The 17,918-nt window shown below is 68.0% G+C and carries 15 protein-coding genes and 3 pseudogenes; 11 read left to right on the forward strand and 7 right to left on the reverse strand.

Translation table 11 applies throughout. The annotated features are described in order from the left end of the window. Positions 1 to 64 precede the first annotated feature (64 nt). The 5 genes from DM992_RS23435 to DM992_RS23455 all read left to right on the forward strand — a co-directional run bounded on the left by DM992_RS23435 (position 65) and on the right by DM992_RS23455 (position 4,757). Positions 65 to 988 carry an ABC transporter substrate-binding protein gene (locus tag DM992_RS23435; protein ID WP_111018847.1) on the forward strand — a complete coding sequence of 308 codons (924 nt, stop codon included), beginning with the start codon at positions 65 to 67 and terminating at the stop codon, positions 986 to 988. Further along, positions 985 to 2,163 carry an ABC transporter permease gene (locus DM992_RS23440; protein ID WP_111018848.1) on the forward strand — a complete coding sequence of 393 codons (1,179 nt, stop codon included), beginning with the start codon at positions 985 to 987 and terminating at the stop codon, positions 2,161 to 2,163. The genes DM992_RS23435 and DM992_RS23440 overlap by 4 nt, the downstream gene beginning before the upstream one ends. Then, the gene (locus DM992_RS23445) at positions 2,160 to 3,098 is read left to right on the forward strand and encodes an ABC transporter ATP-binding protein (protein WP_111018849.1); all 939 of its coding nucleotides are present in this window, start codon (positions 2,160 to 2,162) and stop codon (positions 3,096 to 3,098) included. Before DM992_RS23440 ends, DM992_RS23445 begins: the two co-directional genes overlap by 4 nt. Further along, positions 3,095 to 3,871, forward strand: coding sequence for an ABC transporter permease (locus DM992_RS23450; protein WP_111018850.1), 777 nt, complete (start codon positions 3,095 to 3,097; stop codon positions 3,869 to 3,871). Before DM992_RS23445 ends, DM992_RS23450 begins: the two co-directional genes overlap by 4 nt. Positions 3,872 to 4,091: 220 nt before the next feature. Next, positions 4,092 to 4,757: a lytic transglycosylase domain-containing protein gene (locus DM992_RS23455; protein ID WP_111018851.1), complete on the forward strand. Its 666-nt coding sequence runs from the start codon at positions 4,092 to 4,094 to the stop codon at positions 4,755 to 4,757. Positions 4,758 to 4,781: 24 nt separating this feature from the next. On the opposite strand, the pseudogene DM992_RS23460 reads toward DM992_RS23455, so the two are convergent. Beyond that, a pseudogene (locus tag DM992_RS23460) lies at positions 4,782 to 5,207 on the reverse strand (substrate binding domain-containing protein); the annotation flags it as partial. Between the two features lie 2 nt (positions 5,208 to 5,209). Between DM992_RS23460 and DM992_RS23465 the strand changes: the two are divergent. Beyond that, a pseudogene (locus tag DM992_RS23465) lies at positions 5,210 to 5,604 on the forward strand (alkene reductase); the annotation flags it as partial. An 89-nt stretch (positions 5,605 to 5,693) separates the two neighbouring features. On the opposite strand, the gene DM992_RS23470 reads toward DM992_RS23465, so the two are convergent. The 6 genes from DM992_RS23470 to DM992_RS23495 are packed head-to-tail and all read right to left on the reverse strand — an operon-like array spanning position 5,694 to position 12,744. After that, complete coding sequence (locus DM992_RS23470; RefSeq protein ID WP_047902481.1) at positions 5,694 to 6,134, reverse strand: dihydroneopterin aldolase; 441 nt, start codon at positions 6,132 to 6,134, stop codon at positions 5,694 to 5,696. Next, positions 6,131 to 6,763 carry a sarcosine oxidase subunit gamma gene (locus DM992_RS23475; protein ID WP_111018852.1) on the reverse strand — a complete coding sequence of 211 codons (633 nt, stop codon included), beginning with the start codon at positions 6,761 to 6,763 and terminating at the stop codon, positions 6,131 to 6,133. The genes DM992_RS23470 and DM992_RS23475 overlap by 4 nt, the downstream gene beginning before the upstream one ends. Beyond that, positions 6,753 to 9,764: a sarcosine oxidase subunit alpha family protein gene (locus DM992_RS23480; protein WP_111018853.1), complete on the reverse strand. Its 3,012-nt coding sequence runs from the start codon at positions 9,762 to 9,764 to the stop codon at positions 6,753 to 6,755. Before DM992_RS23480 ends, DM992_RS23475 begins: the two co-directional genes overlap by 11 nt. Further along, entirely contained in the window at positions 9,761 to 10,075 is a 315-nt protein-coding gene (locus tag DM992_RS23485) for a sarcosine oxidase subunit delta (RefSeq protein WP_034180812.1), read from the reverse strand. Before DM992_RS23485 ends, DM992_RS23480 begins: the two co-directional genes overlap by 4 nt. A 22-nt stretch (positions 10,076 to 10,097) precedes the next feature. Next, entirely contained in the window at positions 10,098 to 11,342 is a 1,245-nt protein-coding gene (locus DM992_RS23490; protein WP_010089369.1) for a sarcosine oxidase subunit beta family protein, read from the reverse strand. Between the two features lie 16 nt (positions 11,343 to 11,358). Continuing rightward, positions 11,359 to 12,744 carry an L-serine ammonia-lyase gene (locus DM992_RS23495; RefSeq protein ID WP_111018854.1) on the reverse strand — a complete coding sequence of 462 codons (1,386 nt, stop codon included), beginning with the start codon at positions 12,742 to 12,744 and terminating at the stop codon, positions 11,359 to 11,361. Between the two features lie 275 nt (positions 12,745 to 13,019). Here DM992_RS23495 and DM992_RS23500 point away from each other — a divergent pair. The 5 genes and pseudogenes from DM992_RS23500 to DM992_RS23520 all read left to right on the forward strand — a co-directional run bounded on the left by DM992_RS23500 (position 13,020) and on the right by DM992_RS23520 (position 17,884). Further along, a pseudogene (locus tag DM992_RS23500) lies at positions 13,020 to 14,086 on the forward strand (GlxA family transcriptional regulator). 188 nt (positions 14,087 to 14,274) lie between these two features. Next, positions 14,275 to 14,979, forward strand: coding sequence for an FCD domain-containing protein (locus DM992_RS23505; protein ID WP_111018855.1), 705 nt, complete (start codon positions 14,275 to 14,277; stop codon positions 14,977 to 14,979). A gap of 70 nt (positions 14,980 to 15,049) precedes the next feature. Continuing rightward, positions 15,050 to 15,940, forward strand: a complete 891-nt coding sequence (gene ltnD / locus DM992_RS23510; protein ID WP_111018856.1) for an L-threonate dehydrogenase — start codon at positions 15,050 to 15,052, stop codon at positions 15,938 to 15,940. Positions 15,941 to 15,959: 19 nt separating this feature from the next. Then, positions 15,960 to 17,246, forward strand: coding sequence for a 3-oxo-tetronate kinase (otnK, locus tag DM992_RS23515; protein WP_111018857.1), 1,287 nt, complete (start codon positions 15,960 to 15,962; stop codon positions 17,244 to 17,246). After that, entirely contained in the window at positions 17,246 to 17,884 is a 639-nt protein-coding gene (locus tag DM992_RS23520; protein WP_111020360.1) for an aldolase, read from the forward strand. The genes otnK and DM992_RS23520 overlap by 1 nt, the downstream gene beginning before the upstream one ends. Positions 17,885 to 17,918 lie beyond the last annotated feature (34 nt).

Consider the following 17,918-nt stretch of genomic DNA (forward strand, 5'->3'; position numbering starts at 1 on the left):
TTTGCCAAAGCCGGCTCAGTCAAGTAACTTTCGGCGTACGCCCCCGTCCTGGAGATTGGCCTCGATGAAACTCGCCCTGCCCGCCCGGATCCTGGGCCTCGCGTTCGCCGCCGCCCTCGTCGCGCCCGGCGCGCACGCCGACACGCCCGTCGTGGTGTCGTCGAAGATCGACACCGAAGGCAACCTGCTCGGCAACCTGATCGCGCAGGTGCTCAAGGCCCACGGCATTCCGGTCACCGAAAAGATCGCGCTCGGCACGACGCCGATCGTGCGCAAGGCACTCACGAGCGGCGAGATCGACATCTACCCCGAATACACCGGCAATGCCGCGTTCTTCTTCAACAAAGCCGACGATCCGGTGTGGAAGAACGCAAGTCAAGGCTACGACACCGCGAAGAAGCTCGACTACGCGGCGAACCATCTCGTGTGGCTCGCACCGGCGCCCGCGAACAACACGTGGGGCGTCGCCGTGCTCGCGCCCGTCGCGCAATCGCAGCACCTGAAGACCTTCTCCGATTTCGGCAAGTGGATCGCGGGCGGCGGCAAGCTGAAGCTCGCGGCGTCGGCCGAATTCGTGAACAGCGCGTCCGCGCTGCCGTCGTTCGAGAAGGCGTACGGCTTCAAGCTGAAGCCCGAGCAGCTCGTCGTGCTGTCCGGTGGCGATACGGCCGCGACGATCAAGGCCGCCGCGAACCAGACCGACGGCGTGAACGCCGCGATGGTCTACGGCACCGATGGCGGCATCGCGTCGAGCGGCCTCGCGGTGCTCGACGACGACAAGCACGTGCAGCCCGTCTACGCGCCGACGCCCGTGATCCGCGAAGCCGTGCTGAAAGCACATCCGCAGATCGCCGATTACCTGAAGCCCGTGTTCGCGAGCCTCGACCTGAAGACGCTGCAGACGCTGAACGCGCGCATCCAGATCAACGGCGAGCCGGCGGCAGGTGTCGCGAAAAGCTACCTGAAATCGAAGGGCTTCGTTAAATGACGGGTCGCGCGGCGACGTCCGCGCGGCGCGTGATACCCGACAAGGTCGGCATCCTGATCGGTGTCCTGACGATCGTCGCGGTGCTCGGCATGCCGTTCGCGGTGCTGCGGCCGAACCGGATCGCGGCCGGCACGGGGCTGTCGGTGTTTGCCGCGCTGCCCGCCTTACAGGGCGCTGCGCTCACCGCGCTGTGGATCGTCGGCGCGCTGTGGGCGATGACGGCGAGCCGCCCCGCGTGGCGGCTCGCGGCAGGCTGCACGTGGCTCGCGACGCTCGCGTATGCGGTCGGCGCGGCCGCGACGCATACCGTCGCGCCCGACGACATGCTCGCGCGCGTGTCGCCCGCCGCCGGTGTCTGGCTGCTGCTGTTCGCGTGGGCCGTGCTCGTCGCCGACGCGCTCGCGCGGCTCGCGTTCGGCCCGTGGCGGCGCCTCGTCGCGCTCGTCGTCGCGATTGCGGCGATCTCGGTGCCGCTCGCGAGCGGCTGGTGGGACGGCCTCTCCGTGATGCGCGAATACGCGGTGCGCAGCGACGATTTCTGGCGCGAAGCGACCCGGCACGTGTCGCTCGCGGGCGGCTCGGTCGCGGCCGCGCTCGTCGCCGGTGTACCGCTCGGCATCGCGTGCGCGCGCATCGTGGCGGTGCGCACCGTCGCGATGCCCGTGCTCAATGTCGTGCAGACGATCCCGAGCATCGCGATGTACGGGCTGATGATGGCGCCGCTCGGCCTGCTCGCCGCGCACGTGCCGCTCGCGGCCGCGCTCGGCATTCGCGGGATCGGCGTCGCGCCCGCGGTGCTCGCGCTGTTCCTGTATTCGCTGCTGCCGATCGCATCGAGCGTCGTGGTCGGGCTCGAGCAAGTGCCGCCGCACGTGACCGAAGCGGCGCGCGCGATGGGCATGACGCGCGCGCAGCGGCTGCTGCGCGTCGATCTCGTGCTCGCGCTGCCGGTGATCCTGAGCGGCGTGCGCATCGTGCTCGTGCAGAACATCGGCCTGACGGCGGTCGCCGCGCTGATCGGCGGCGGCGGGTTCGGCACTTTCATCTTCCAGGGGATCGGGCAATCGGCCGCCGATCTCGTGCTGCTCGGCGCGATCCCGACGATCGCGCTCGCACTGGCGGCCGCCGTCGTGTTCGAAGCCGCGACGTCGCTCGCGAAGGGGCGTGCGGGATGATCGAGATCGAACGTGTCGGCAAACGCTTCGGCGACGTCGTCGCCGTCGACGATGTATCGCTGACGATGAAACGCGGCACGATCACCGCGCTCGTCGGCGCATCGGGCAGCGGCAAGTCGACGCTGCTGCGCATGATCAACCGGCTGATCGCGCCCACCAGCGGCACGATCCGCATCGACGGCGTCGATACGGCGACCATCGCGCCCGAGCAGCTTCGGCGCGGCATCGGTTATGTGATCCAGGGGCATGGACTGTTTCCGCACTGGAGCGTCGCGCGCAATATCGCGACCGTGCCGCGCCTGCTCGGCTGGCCGCCGGCGCGCATCGAAGCGCGCGTGAACGAACTGCTCGACCTGTTCCATCTCGCGCCGGCCGAATACGCCGACAAGCTGCCGCACGAGTTGTCGGGCGGCCAGCAGCAGCGCGTCGGCGTCGCGCGCGCGCTCGCGGCCGAGCCCGCGATGCTGCTGATGGACGAACCGTTCGGCGCGCTCGATCCGATCATTCGCGGCAAGGCGCAGGACGACCTGTTCGCGCTGCAGCGCCGCCTCGGCGTCACGGTCGTGATCGTCACGCACGATATCGAGGAAGCGCTGAAGCTCGGCGACACGATCGCGGTGATGGACGGCGGACGGCTGCTGCAGGTCGCGCCGCCCGCCGAGATTCTCGGCAAGCCGGCGCCCGGCGTCGTCGAGCAGCTCGTCGCGGGGGTCGACCGGCCGCTGCGCCTGCTCGCGCTGACCCCGATCGATGCGGTGGCCGAACCCGGTCATGCCGACGGCGAACCGATCGCCGCGACGCGCACGCTGCGCGATGCGGTGTCCGAACTGCTGTGGCGCGGCGCGGACGCGCTGCCGGTGGACGACGGCAACGGCCGCGACACGCGCCGCATCACGCTCGACGCGATCCGCGCACACGCGAGGAAGCCCGCATGACCACGCACGTCGTGCGACCAACGCGTTCGGCGCTGCGCCGGCGGTTGCCAGCCTATGCGGCCCGTGCGGCCGCACTCGCGCTGCTGCTCGTGCTGTTGTTGCGCCCTGCATCGCTGCAAGGTCTGTTCGCGCCGTTCGCGGACAACGGCGCGCCGGCCATCTACGATCGCGCGAGCCTGCTCGATCTCACGCTCGCGCATCTCGGCACGGTCGCGCTGTCGAGCCTGATCGGCACGATTGTCGCGGTCGCGGCCGGCATCGCGGTCACGCGGCCGGCCGGCGCGGATTTCTTGCCGGTCGCGCGCAGCGTCGTCGACATCGGCCAGACCTTCCCGCCCGTCGCGGTGCTCGCGCTCGCGGTGCCGGCCGTCGGTTTCGGATTGAAACCCGTGCTGATCGCGCTCGTGCTGTATGGGCTCCTGCCGATTTTCGAAAGCACGATCGCGGGGCTCGAAGACGTGCCGCGCGACGTCGTCGACGCCGCGCGCGGGATGGGGATGAGCGGCTGGCAGCAACTGGTGTCGGTCGAGCTGCCGCTCGCGTTTCCGGTGATCGTCAACGGCATCCGGCTCGCGGTCGTGATCAATCTCGGCACCGCGACGATCGGCTCGACGGTCGCCGCGCGCGGACTCGGCGACGTGATCATCGCGGGCCTGCAGACTTCGAATACCGCGTTCGTGCTGCAGGGCGGCGTGATCGTCGGGCTGCTCGCGGTGCTCGTCAGCGATGCGATCGGCGCAGTCGCGCGGATGGCGGCCGCGCGGCGCGCGTAGGCGGTTCGCGACGCTTCCCCGTGCACGGTGAAATGAGGATACGATCCCGGAACCGGCGGCGACGTTCATCCGGACTCCGATGCGTGTCCGTGCAACGATCGGCCCATCGATCGTCGCGAACCGATACAAGCCTACACGGCGCTTTCATTCGAGCCGGCGCTCGACCACCGGCGGCGATTGGTCGATATACTATGCGCCTCCCAATTCCCGGCACTCCACCATGCGACGGTTTTTCTGTCTGATCGTGCTTTCGCTCGGCATCGCGCAACAGGCATCGGCGCAGCAAGCGCCCGCGCTGCCTGCATCCGCGCCCGAAGCGGCCGCATCGGCATCGTCCGTCGCATCCGCGCCGCTCGCCAACGATCAGCCAAACGAAGCAAACCGCCGCATCACGTCCTACCTGACGAAGAAATTCGGCGTCGCGAAGGAACGGGCCGCGAAGCTCGCCGATATCGTGAGCGTTACTGCGACGAAATATTCGCTGCCGCCGGCACTCGTTTACGCCATTATTTCGATCGAATCGCGCTTCCAGGAAAAGGCGCGCGGCCAGCACGGCGCGACGGGGCTGATGCAGGTCGTGCCGACCGCGCACCGCGGCCTGCTGCGCAACGTGAAGGATCTGACCGAGCCGAACGCGAACGTCGAGGTCGGGTCCGCGATCCTGTCGGGCTATGTGAGAGCGGCCGGCGGCAACGTGCAGGCCGGGCTGAAGAACTACGGCGGTTCGAACGCGTATGCGGCGAAGGTGATGCAGCGGGTCGATTCGTTCCGCTTCGTGCTCGAACCCGACGACGATGCGAAAGCTGCGAACGATACGAAGGCGCGGATGGTGCCGGTCAGCGAATCGTCGATGTCGCCCGCGGCCGCGAACCGCAACGCCAAATAAGCGTAATCTGCGCGGCACAACCCATCACGCCCGCGCGAAATGCTCGCGCAGAAACTCGATGAAAATCTGCGTCTTCGCGGGCAGCAAACGCGTTTCCGTCATCGCATAGACCGGCACCGGCGTGCCCTCCCATCCGGTCAGCACGCGACGCAACCTTCCGGCGGCCACGTCGTCGGCCACCACCTCCTCCGGCATCTGGATGATCCTCGTGTCGTGCACGGCCAGCTGCCGGTTCATGCCGACGCTGTTCACGACGAACCGCCCGCCCACCGGCACCTCGACTTCCCGCGCGCCGTCACGCAGCGTCCACGCATCGACGCGCTGCACACTCAGGCACTGATGGCGCGTCAGGTCGTCCGGCTCGCCCGAGCGCTCCAGATAGCGCGGCGACGCATACAGGTGATTGCGGAACGTGGCGAGCCGCCGCGCGACGAGCTGCGAATCCGCCGATTCGCACGGCGATGCGCCTGTCGCCCGGCACCACGTTGTGGGGGATCGACGAAGGCGCGCAAGGGCCGGACCTGTATCGCCATCTGGCGACGCAGCTCGGCCTCGTCTACCTGCATGTGATGCACCAGGGCGACGAGCCGCTGCTCGCGGACCTGCGCGAGCGCTGGAGCGGCACGCTGATCGTGAACCGGCCGGGACGCACGCGCGACGCGATCGGTACGGATGTCGCAGCGGGCCTCGCCGATCTCGAAGCGTACGGCCAGATGGTGCTCGCGAATCCGGATTTCGTGACGCGGCTGAAGACAGGTGCGCCGATGAACGACGCGCAGCGCGACACGTTCTTCGGCGGAGTGCGCGTGGGTATGTGGATTATCCGGCGCTGAGCGGCGCGGCGTAAGTGCTGCGACAGCCTCTGCAAAGAGAAACGGCGCGCCATGACTTCGTCATGACGCGCCGCCATCGGAGCGACACGGGCCGGCCTGCAAATCAAATCTGCCCCGCCGCCCCCGTCCACCGCAAATAATCCCCGCGCGTCCAGTCGAGCGACACGCCGACGCGCTTCGTGCCGGGCCGGATCTTCGGCTTGTACACCGACAGCGTCAGCGACTCCAGCGCCGGCCATTCGCGGAACGACAGCACCGCGATATCGGCGACCAGCGTCTCGAGCAGCCGCGTATGCGGCTTGTGCGACAGAAACGCCGCGACGCGCGCGCAATAGCCGTCGTAATCGATCCACTCGCCCTGCTCGCTCGGCTCGCAGCGATACCCGAGCCGCGCATCGATCACGATCGGCTGCGGCGCTTCATGCTCATGAGCATGAATGCCGATCCGCGCGGGCACCTTCAGTTCGTCGACGAACACGCTCCAGCCGCGCCCGCGCAGGCGCGGCGCGTCGATCGCCACGAACGGTTCGTCGAACGGCTTCATGACGCGAGCGGCTCGGCCGCGTCGAGCATGATGCGCACGAAGTAGTCGGCGAAGCTGCGACGCAGCACGATCTCGAACGTATCGTCGCCGGTCGGGATCAGCACGATCGACGCCTTGAAGTAATGCGACTGCGCGCACTGGCCAGGCTTGAACGCACGCGGATGGAGATCGAGCGGGCAGCCGCGCGCGAGCACGTCGCGCACGCGTTCGCCGCTGATCTCGACCACCGTGTAGCCGCTGCCGACATCGACAGCCGCCGAATACGTGCCCTGCACGGCCTCCGCGAGCTTCGCCTCGAGCACGCCGGCCTGCACCGGCCCGTTCGAGCGCACCAGCCACTCGTCCGGCCCGAGCCACAGCACGTCGTACTCGGCACCGCGCACGATCGTGTTCGGCTGCGCGGGCGGCCGGCAGCCGACCACGCGCTCGAACGCGCTCACGAACGCCGGATCGCTCAACTCGCCGCGCACGTTGACGAGGTCGAGGAAGGGCCGCTCGCGCAGTGTGAACTTCTTCGATGCGCGCGCCTGGTGCGTCTTCAGCACGTCGGCCGCGCCGACGAACGGCGATTCAAGCGTCACGCCGCCCGCGCCCGCCACCTGCGTCTGGTTTCTCGTTTCATTCCACATGCTGGCGCACCCCTTCGGTATCGTAGAAAACCGGGCTCGAGATCTTCGCGGTGATGCGCTTGCCGTTGGCCAGCGGAATCACGACGCTCTCGCCCATCTTGTTCAGGCCGCCCTTCACCACCGCAAGCGCGATCGAGCGCTTCAGGATCGGGCTGTAGTAGCTCGACGTCACGTGTCCGATCATCGGCGTCGGATCGACCGCCGACACCTGCGTGTCCTTCTCGATGATCTGCGCGCCTTCCGGCAGCACGAACTGCTCGTCCTCGGTCAGCAGGCCGACGAACTGCTTGCGGCCTTCCTTCTTGGTATCCGAGCGCGCGAGCGAACGCTTCCCGAGGAAGTCCTTCGACTTCGCGACGACCCCGCCCATCCCGAGGTCGTACGGCGTGACCGAGCCGTCGGTATCCTGGCCGACGATGATGTAGCCCTTCTCGGCGCGCAGCACGTGCATCGTCTCGGTGCCGTACGGCGTGATGTCGAACTCGGCACCGGCCGCCATCAGCGCTTCCCATACCGCACGGCCCGCGTTCGCCGGCACGTTCACTTCATAGGCCAGTTCGCCCGAGAAGCTGATCCGCATCACGCGCGCCTTCGCGCCCGCGACGGTGCCGTTGCGGTAGCTCATGAACGGGAACGCCTCGTTGCCGAAGTCGATGTCCTGGCACACCTTCTGCACGACCTTGCGGCTCTTCGGGCCGACCACCGCGAACGTCGCCCAGTGATCGGTGACGGACGAGAGCCGAACCTTCATGTCGGGCCATTCGGTCTGCAGCCAGCGTTCGAGCCACGTGAGCACGCGCGCCGCGCCGCCCGTCGTGGTCGTCATCATGAAATGCTGGTCGGCGAGGCGCACCGTCACGCCGTCGTCGAACACCATCCCGTTCTCGTCGAGCATCAGCCCGTAGCGGCACTTGCCGACTTCGAGCTTGTTCCACGGGTTCGTGTACATCCAGTTCAGCAGCTTCACCGCATCGGGGCCCTGGATGTCGATCTTGCCGAGCGTCGACGCGTCGAGGATGCCGACGCTGTTGCGCACCGCGAGGCATTCGCGCTTCACGGCCGCATGCAGGTCCTCGCCGTTCTTCGGGAAATACCACGGCCGCTTCCAGTTGCCGACGTCCTCGAACAGCGCGCCGTGCTCGACGTGCCACTCATGTACACAGGTCTTGCGGATCGGATCGAGGAAATCGCCGGTCTCGCGGCCCGCGAACGTGCCGAACGACACGGGCGTGTAGTTCGGGCGGAACGTCGTCGTGCCCGTTTCCGGAATCGACTTGCCGAGCGCCTGCGCGAGGATCGCCATCCCGTTGATGTTGCCGAGCTTGCCCTGGTCGGTGCCGAAGCCCATCGCCGTATAGCGCTTCACGTGCTCGACCGATTCGAAGCCTTCGCGCGCGGCGAGCAGGATGTCGGCGGCCGACACGTCGTTCTGGAAGTCGACGAACTGCTTCGGTCCGCGCGCCGCGGCCTCGCGGCTGCCGACGAGCCACAGCGGCTGCAGTGCGCCTTCGACGGTTTCGGCAACCTGCGGTGCGGCAGGACGCTGCGCGGCCGTGAAGCCCGCTGCCTTCGCCGCTTCCGCGCCCACGTCGACCGCGAGCCGCAGCGCGCGCGCCAGGCCGAATTCGCCCGCCGCAGCCCCGATGCTCGCCTCCGCCTGCACCGGCTTGCCCGGCAGGAAGCAGGCCTTCTCGTCGCTCCAGCAGGCCTTGCCGCCCGACTGCGCGAACAGGTGCAGCACGGGGCTGAAGCCGCCCGACATCGCGACGAGATCGCACGGCAGCGTCTGCAGTTTGCCGCCCACCTGGCCGTTCGTGCTGGACGCGACGTCGACCGACGATACGCGCCACTTGCCCGATGCGGCCGCCACGACCGCGCCGCTCATCACCGTCACGCCCTGCCGCTTCGCAGCGGCCGGCAGCGCGCCGTTCGACGACGCACGCGAATCGACGACCGTCACCTTCGCGCCACACGCCTTCAGATCGAGCGCGGTCTGGTACGCGCGGTCGTTGTTCGTGAACACGACCACGTTGCGGCCCGGCAGCACGCCGAAGCGATGCACATAAGTGGACACGGCCGACGCGAGCATCACGCCCGGCAGGTCGTTGTTGCCGAACACGATCGGACGTTCGTGCGCGCCGGTCGCGAGGATCACGCGCTTCGCGCGGACCTTCCACAGCAGCTCGCGCGTGCCCTTGCGCATCGACACCGGCAGGTGATCGGTCAGGCGCTGCGTGATCGTCACGAGATTGTGGTCCTGGTAGCCGAACGCGGTGCTGCGCGACAGGATCATCACGTCGGGCAGCTTGCGCAGCTCGGCCTCGATCTTCTCGACCCACTGCAGCGCGGGCTTCGCGTCGATCTCGGCGCGGCACGACAGCAGGCTGCCGCCGAGCTCGCGCTGGTCGTCGACGAGGATCACGCGCGCGCCGGCCACGGCCGCCGCATGCGCGGCCGCGAGGCCCGACGGGCCGCCGCCGACGACGAGCACGTCGCAGTGCGCGTAGCATTTGTCGTAGCGATCGGCGTCGAGCACCTCGGGCGCCTTGCCGAGGCCGGCCGCCTCGCGAATCTTCTCTTCGTACTTCGGCCACATCTTGCGCGGCCACATGAAGGTCTTGTAGTAGAAGCCGGCCGGCAGGAAGCGCGAAAACTTCTGGTTGATCGCGTACTTGTCGTTCTCGAGCGTCGGCTCGGCGTTCACGCTCGTCGCGACGAGCCCCTGGTACAACTCGATTTCGGTCGCGCGCGCGTTCGGCACCGTGTACGGGCCCGATTCGAGCTGCACGACGGCATTCGGTTCCGCGACGTCCGCGGTCACGATCCCGCGCGGACGGTGGTACTTGAAGCTGCGCGCGACGAAATGCACGCCGTTCGCGAGCAGCGCGGACGCGAGCGTGTCGCCCTGGAAGCCCTGGTACGTGCGGCCGTTGAACGTGAACGTCAACGGAATCGCGCGATTGATGCGGCCACCGGTGCCGAGACGGTCTTTCTGGCTCATTTGCTCGTGCCCTCTTCGTGTGCGTTGCCGGCGGCTGCGCCGCTGATGGCAGCCCCGCCGAACGTTTCGTATCCCTTGATATCGTAGGTCACCGTGTCGCGCGTGGCCTTGAACCAGCGACGGCAGCCCTGCGTGTGCAGCCATTGCTCCTTGTGCAGCCCGCGCTTGTTCTCGCGCATGAACACGTACTCGCCCCATTCGCGGTCGGTCATGTTCTCGTTGTTGACGGGGCGCACGATGTCGGCTTCGCCGCCGCACGAGAATTCGGATTCGGCGCGCGGCCCGCACCACGGACATTCGATCAGCAACATGTTTCTTTCTCCAATGGTGGGTTCAGTGCGCAACGGCGGCAGCGCCGTGCTCGTCGATCAGGTGGCCCGTGTAGAAGCGGTCGAGCGCGAACGGCGCGTTCAGCGGATGCGGTTCGTCGCGCGCGATCGTGTGCGCGAACACCCAGCCCGAGCCGGGCGTCGCCTTGAAGCCGCCGGTACCCCAGCCGCAGTTGAAATAAAGGCCCTTCACGTCGGTCTTGCTGATGATCGGGCACGCGTCCGGCGACACGTCGACGATGCCGCCCCACTGGCGGTTCATCCGCACCCGCGAGAACACCGGGAACATCTCGACGATCGCCTGCAGCGTGCCTTCGATGATGTGGAAGCTGCCGCGCTGGCCGAAGCCCGTGTACTGGTCGATGCCCGCGCCGATCACGAGGTCGCCCTTGTCGGACTGGCTGATATACGCGTGCACCGCGTTCGACATGATCACCGAGTTGACGACCGGCTTGATCGGCTCCGACACCAGCGCCTGCAGCGGGTGGCTTTCGATCGGCAGACGCACGCCGGCCATGTCGGCGAGCGTCGTCGTGTTGCCGGCCGCGACCACCGCAACCTTCTTCGCCTTGATGAAGCCCTTCACCGTATCGACGCCGACCACTGCGCCGCCTTCGCGGCGAATGCCCGTCACCTGGCAGTTCTGGATGATGTCGACGCCGGCGCGGTCCGCGCCGCGCGCGAAGCCCCAGGCCACCGCGTCGTGACGCGCGACGCCCGCACGGCGCTGGATCGATGCGCCGAGCACCGGGTAGCGGCTGTTCAGGTTGATCGTCGGCTCGATTTCCTTGATCTGCGCGGGCGTCAGGAATTCGGCATCGACGCCGTTCAGCCGGTTCGCGTTCACGCGGCGCTCGGTGTCGCGCACGTCCTGCAGCGTGTGCGCGAGGTTCATCACGCCGCGCTGGCTGAACATCACGTTGTAGTTCAGGTCCTGCGACAACCCTTCCCACAGCTTCATCGCCTTCTCGTACAGCGCGGCCGATTCGTCCCACAAATAGTTCGAGCGCACGATCGTCGTGTTGCGCGCGGTGTTGCCGCCGCCGATCCAGCCCTTCTCGAGAATCGCGACGTTCGTGATCCCGTGTTCCTTCGCGAGGTAGTACGCGGTCGCGAGGCCGTGGCCGCCGCCGCCGACGATCACGACGTCGTATTCCTTCTTCGGTTCCGGGCTCTTCCACTGCTTTTCCCAGTTCTCGTGATACGAGAGGCCGTTGCGGAACAGGCTGAATATCGAGTAGCGGCTCATGATGATTGACCCTTCGTTAGCATTCGATGACGTTCACGGCGAGACCGCCGCGCGACGTTTCCTTGTATTTCGTCTTCATGTCGGCACCCGTCTCGCGCATCGTCTTGATCACGGAATCGAGCGACACGTAGTGCTGGCCGTTGCCCTTGAGCGCCATGCGCGACGCATTCAGCGCCTTGATCGCGCCCATCGCGTTGCGCTCGATGCACGGGATCTGCACGAGCCCGCCGACCGGATCGCAGGTCATGCCCAGGTTGTGCTCCATGCCGATCTCGGCGGCGTTCTCGACCTGGTCGGGCGTACCGCCCATCACGGCGGCAAGCGCGGCCGCAGCCATCGAGCACGCGACGCCCACTTCGCCCTGGCAACCGACTTCCGCGCCGGAGATCGACGCGGTTTCCTTGTAGATGATCCCGATCGCCGCGGCCGTCAGCAGGAATTCGACGATGCCGGCTTCGTTCGAACCCGGCACGAACTTCACGTAGTAGTGCAGCACCGCGGGAATCACGCCGGCCGCGCCATTGGTCGGCGCGGTGACGACGCGCCCGCCCGCCGCGTTTTCCTCGTTGACGGCCATCGCGTACAGGTTGACCCAGTCGAGCATCGACAGCGGATCGCGCAGCGACTCTTCCGAGCGCGCGCGCAGGTTGCCGTTCAGCTCTGCCGCGCGGCGCTTCACGCGCATCGGGCCCGGCAGGTCGCCCTCGACCTTGCAGCCGCGCTCGACGCATGCGGCCATCGTGCGCCAGATCGCGAGCAGCCCGGCGCGCACTTCGTCGGCTGGGCGCAGCGCGCATTCGTTGCGCAGCATCAGTTCGGCGATCGACAGCCCGTGTTCGCGGCACTGGCGCATCAGGTCGTCGCCGGTGCGGAACGGATAGGGCACCTCAACCGCCGCGCGCACGCCGTTCACGCGATCGCCGTCGCGATTCACGACGAAGCCGCCGCCAATCGAGTAATACTCTTTCTCGACCAGCAACTGGCCATGCTCGTCGAATGCCTGGAAGCGCATCCCGTTCGGGTGCACGATGCTCGTGCCGCTCATCAGCTTGCGAAAGAAACCGATGTGCTCCTTTTCCTCGAAGCGGACCGTCTGCTTGCCGAGCAGCGACAGCGACTTCTCCGCGCGGATCGCGGCGAGCCGCGGCTCGATCAGGTCGGGATCGATCGTGTCGGGCAGGTGGCCCTCGAGGCCGAGCAGCACGGCCTTGTCGGTGCCGTGGCCCTTGCCGGTCGCGCCGAGCGAGCCGTACAGCTCGACCCGCACGCGGCGCACGAAGCCGAGCAGGTTCGCGTCCTCGACGTGCGACGCGAAGCGGCACGCGGCGATCATCGGGCCGACCGTATGCGAGCTGGACGGGCCGATGCCGATCTTGAACAGGTCGAACGCGCTGACGTTCATCTGGCTTCCTCTGGATTGGCGTACGTGAAATGTCGTTGGGCATCAGTACATCAAAGCGTAAAATCGGCTGATAGAACAAAAACGGCATCGGCGTGGGATACCGCCGCCAAGCGCCGCGCCAGCCGCCCCGAAAGTGCGTTTTGGCGATGGTTCTCGACGAAAAAACACAAGTCCGGCCGGAGCCGATCGGCGACGCCGGCCCGATCCGCGCCGCCCCGCAGCCGTAGCTGCAAACAGAGTGAAACCGCCCGCCCGGCGTGACGAGATTTGCCGCGATGACACCCGACGTACCTGCTTCCCCCTCGCCGAGCCCGCGCCGCAGCGCATCCGCTTCGGCATCGTGCTGCTGCCGAACTTCACGCTGACGGCCTTCTCGGGCTTCGTCGACATGCTGCGGCTGTCGGCCGACGACGGCGACTACAGCAAGCCCGTGCGCTGCGCGTGGAGCGTGATCGGCGAGACCCTCGCGCCGGTGCGCGCGAGTTGCGGGATCCAGATCACGCCGTGGGAAACCTTCGACGCAGCCGAGCCGTTCGACTACGTGGTGGTGGTCGGCGGGCTGCTGCATTCGGGGCCGCAGGCCGGCCGCGAAACGCTCGACTTCGTCCACCGCGCGGCGGTCGGCGGCGCGACGGTCGTCGGAATCTGCACGGGCGTGTTTACGCTGATGCGCGCGGGCGTGCTCGACGGCTACCGCACCTGCGTGAGCTGGTTCCACTACTGGGATTTCATCGAACGCTTCCCGGCCGCCGATCCCGACCTGCTGATCGCGGACCGGCTGTTCGTGATCGACCGGCGCCGGATCACGTGTTCGGGCGGCCGCGCGTCGATCGACGTCGCCGCCGCGATCCTGCTGCGCCATTTCGACCACGCGACCGTGCAGAAGGCGCTGCGCATCCTGCTCGTCGGCGAGATGCAGAAAGGCAATGCGCCGCAGCCGCATCCGCCGGGGCTCGAACCGGCGACGCATCCGAAGGTCAAGCGCGCGATTCTCCTGATGGAACAGCATGTCGGGCGCGCGCTGCCGCTCGAGGAACTCGCGTGCAAGCTCGACCTGTCGACGCGGCAGCTCGAACGGCTGTTCAAGGCCGAGACGGGCAAGAGCCCGCAGGCGTTCGCGAAGCAGGTGCGGCTGCGCACGGCCGCTTGGCTGCTGACGAGTTCGGACCGGACGGTCGCCGATATCGCGTCGAGCTGCGGGTTCGCCGATGCGTCGCACCTCGGGCGCGAATTCCGCAAGCAGTTCGGCGTGCCGCCGGCGGCGTATCGCGAGCGCGGCGGCGAAGCGGCGGAAGCCGGCGCAGCGATGGCGGCCGACCCCGTCGAGGACATCGCCGACTGACGGCCACGGGCACCCGCCCCTTCCTGACCGACCGTAGAACATCACGCAATCGCACCGGTTTCGACTCTTTTGGAACCGGTTTCAGTCGATTTGGCCGATGTTGCATGTCGTAGATCGAGGGTTATTCCGGATGCTTCGCTTCGCTCAAATTTGTATGATGACCACATCACCTTACAAACCTGAGCACCATGTTCGAGAAAATTCCCGCCCGCGCGATGAGCGATCACGTCGCGCAGCAACTGCTCAAGCAGATCGAAGTCGGCAGTTTCTCGGCCACCGGCAAGCTGCCGACCGAAGCCGTGCTCGCGCAGGAATTCGGCGTGAGCCGCACCGTGATCCGCGAGGCGATCTCGCGGCTGAAGAACGAAGGCGTGGTCGAGCCGCGCCAGGGCAGCGGCGTGTACGTGAACCAGCACGGCGCGATCCGGCCGCTGCGGATCGACTATGCGGAAGCCGTCGAGGCGAGCTCGCTGCCGCACCTGCTCGCGGTGCGCCGCGCGATCGAGGCTGAAGTCGCGGCCGAAGCCGCGCTGCACCACTCCGACGACGACATGGCCGACATCGACGACGCGCTGCGCAAGATCGACGATGCAGTCGCAGAAGGGCGCGACGGCGTCGCGGAAGACGTCGCATTCCACCGCACGATCGCGTCCGTCACCGGCAACCCGTATTTCCTGAAGACGCTGCAGTTCCTGAACCAGTACCTCGAAGCCGGCGTGAAAGTCACGCGCAGCAACGAAGCAACGCGCGAGGATTTCTCGCGCCAGGTGCGCGAGGAACACGCGGCGATCGCCGACGCGATCCGCGCGCGCGACCCGATGGCGGCGCGCAACGCGGCGCGCACGCACATGTACAACGCCGCCCGCCGTCTCGCGGAAGCCGGCATCTGCTGAAGCCGGCGGCGCCTGCCGAGCCAGGCGCCGCCGTTGTCCCGAACCTCTTCCGAATCGATCAAGGTTGACCATGTCACGAAATGTTGGAGTCATCGGCCTCGGCGCGATGGGCCTCGGCGTCGCCCGCTCGCTGCTGCGCGCGGGCTTGCGCGTGCACGCGTGCGACGTGCGCGACGCCGTGCTGCAGGCGTTCGCTGCCGAAGGCGGCATTGCCTGCGCGACGCCGGCCGAACTCGGCGCGCAGTGCGACGTCGTCGTCACGCTCGTCGTCAATGCCGCGCAGACGGAAACGGTGCTGTTCGGCGAGCACGGAGCGGTTGCGGGGATGAAGCCGGGCGGCGTCGTGATCGCGAGCGCGACCGTCGCGCCCGAATTCGCGGTCGCGCTCGGCGCACGCATCGAGGCCGCCGGCCTGCAGATGCTCGATGCGCCCGTGTCGGGCGGCGCCGCGCGCGCGGCATCGGGCGAGATGACGATGATGACGTCCGGCCCGGCCGCCGCGTACGCGGGCTGCGAGGACGTGCTCGCGGCGATCGCCGGCAAGGTCTATCGCCTCGGCGACGCGCACGGCATCGGCTCGAAGGTGAAGATCATCAACCAGTTGCTGGCCGGCGTGCACATCGCGGCGGCCGCGGAGGCAATGGCGCTGGGCCTGCGCGAAGGCGTCGATGCCGACGCGCTGTACGACGTGATCACGCACAGCGCCGGCAATTCGTGGATGTTCGAGAACCGCGTGCCGCACATCCTGAACGGCGACTACACGCCGCTGTCGGCCGTCGACATCTTCGTGAAGGATCTCGGCCTCGTGCTCGATACCGCGCGCCGCAGCAAGTTCCCGCTGCCGCTGTCGGCCACCGCGCACCAGATGTTCATGAGCGCGTCGAGCGCCGGCCACGGCGGCGAGGACGATTCCGCCGTGATCAAGACTTTCCCCGGCATCACGCTGCCGCCGGCCCGCTGATTCGAACGACGTTCCCGCCATGACCGCTTCCGCTTCCCGTCCCCTGCTCGGCTGCATCGCCGACGATTTCACCGGCGCGACCGATCTCGCGAACATGCTCGTCAAGAGCGGCATGCGCACCGTGCAGACGATCGGCGTGCCCGCCGGCGGCGCCGCAGTCGACGCCGACGCGATCGTCGTCGCGCTGAAGTCGCGCACGATCCCGGCGGCCGATGCCGTCGCTCAATCGCTCGCCGCATACGAGTGGCTGCGCGCGCAAGGCTGCCGGCAATTTTTCTTCAAGTACTGCTCGACCTTCGATTCGACCGACGCGGGCAACATCGGGCCCGTCGCCGACGCGCTGCTCGATGCGGCCGGCGGCGGCTTCACGATCGCGTGCCCGGCATTCCCGGAGAACGGCCGCACGATCTATCGCGGCCACCTGTTCGTCGGCGACGTGCTGCTGAACGAATCGGGCATGGAAAACCATCCGCTCACGCCGATGAAGGACGCGAACCTGGTGCGCGTGCTGCAGCGGCAGACGAAGTCGCCGGTCGGCCTGATCCGCTACGACACGATCGCGCTGGGCGCGGCCGCGGTGCGTGCGCGGATCGACCAGCTGCGCGCGGAAGGCGCACGCTTCGCGATCGCCGACGCGCTGTCCGACCGCGATCTCTTCGTGCTCGGCGAAGCCTGCGCGGGCCTGCCGCTCGTCACCGGCGGCTCTGGCATCGCACTCGGCCTGCCCGCGAATTTCCGCCGCGCGGAGCAACTGCCCGAACGCGACAACGCGGCGTCGCTGCCGCGCATCGACGGGCTGTCGGCCGTGCTCGCCGGCAGCGCGTCGAAAGCAACCAACGCGCAGGTCGCCGCATGGCGCGCCACGCGGCCGAGCTTCCGCATCGATCCCCTCGCGGCGTCGCGCGGCGAGCCCGTCGTCGCTGAAGCGCTCGCCTTCGCGCGCTCGCACCTGCCGCAGCCGGTGCTGATCTACGCGACTGCGACGCCCGACGAAGTGAAGGCCGTTCAGCAAGCACTCGGCGTCGAGGCAGCGGGCCATCTCGTCGAAAGCACGCTCGCGGCGATCGCGAAGGGTCTGCGCGAACTCGGCGTGCGCAAGTTCGTCGTCGCCGGCGGCGAGACGTCCGGCGCGGTCGTGCAGGCGCTCGACGTGAAGTCGCTGCAGATCGGCGCGCAGATCGATCCGGGCGTGCCCGCCACGGCCACCATCGACGCGCAACCGCTCGGCCTCGCGCTGAAATCCGGCAACTTCGGCGCGACGGACTTTTTCGACAAGGCGCTGCGCGCGCTGGACGGAGCCGCATGATGAGCGACGAAGCGAAACTGCGCGAAGAGATCTGCATCGTCGGCGCGAGCCTGTACGCACGCGGCCACGCTGTCGGCAGCGCCGGCAACATCAGCGCGCGCCTGCCCGACGGCTGGCTGATCACGCCGACCGACGCGTGCCTCGGCCGGCTCGACCCGAACGACATCGCGAAAGTCGGCCTCGACGGCCAGCCCGTATCGGGCGGCAAGCCGTCGAAAACGCTCGCGCTGCATCGCGGCATCTACGCGCGCAACGCCGAAGCGAACGGCGTCGTCCATACGCATTCGACGCACCTCGTCGCGTTGACGCTCGCGGGCGTGTGGTGCGACACCGACGTGCTGCCGCCGATCACGCCGTACTACGTGATGAAGGTCGGCCATATTCCGCTGATCCGTTACCGCCGCCCCGGCGACCCGGCCGTCGCGGCCGAAGTCGCGGCGCTCGCCGACCGGGTGCGCGGCGTGCTGCTCGACCGCCTCGGCCCCGTGATGTGGGGGCCATCGGTGTCGCACGCATCGTATGCGCTCGAGGAGCTCGAGGAGACCGCACGGCTGTGGCTGATGACGAACCCGAAGCCCGAGCCGCTTTCCGACGCGGCGCTCGACGAACTGCGCCAGACCTTCGGCGCGCGCTGGTAACGCGGCGCGCACCCCGTACCGATTCCCATGCCCG

Source organism: Burkholderia sp. JP2-270 (genome assembly GCF_003233675.1).
In the GTDB taxonomy this organism is placed as follows: domain Bacteria; phylum Pseudomonadota; class Gammaproteobacteria; order Burkholderiales; family Burkholderiaceae; genus Burkholderia; species Burkholderia pyrrocinia_C.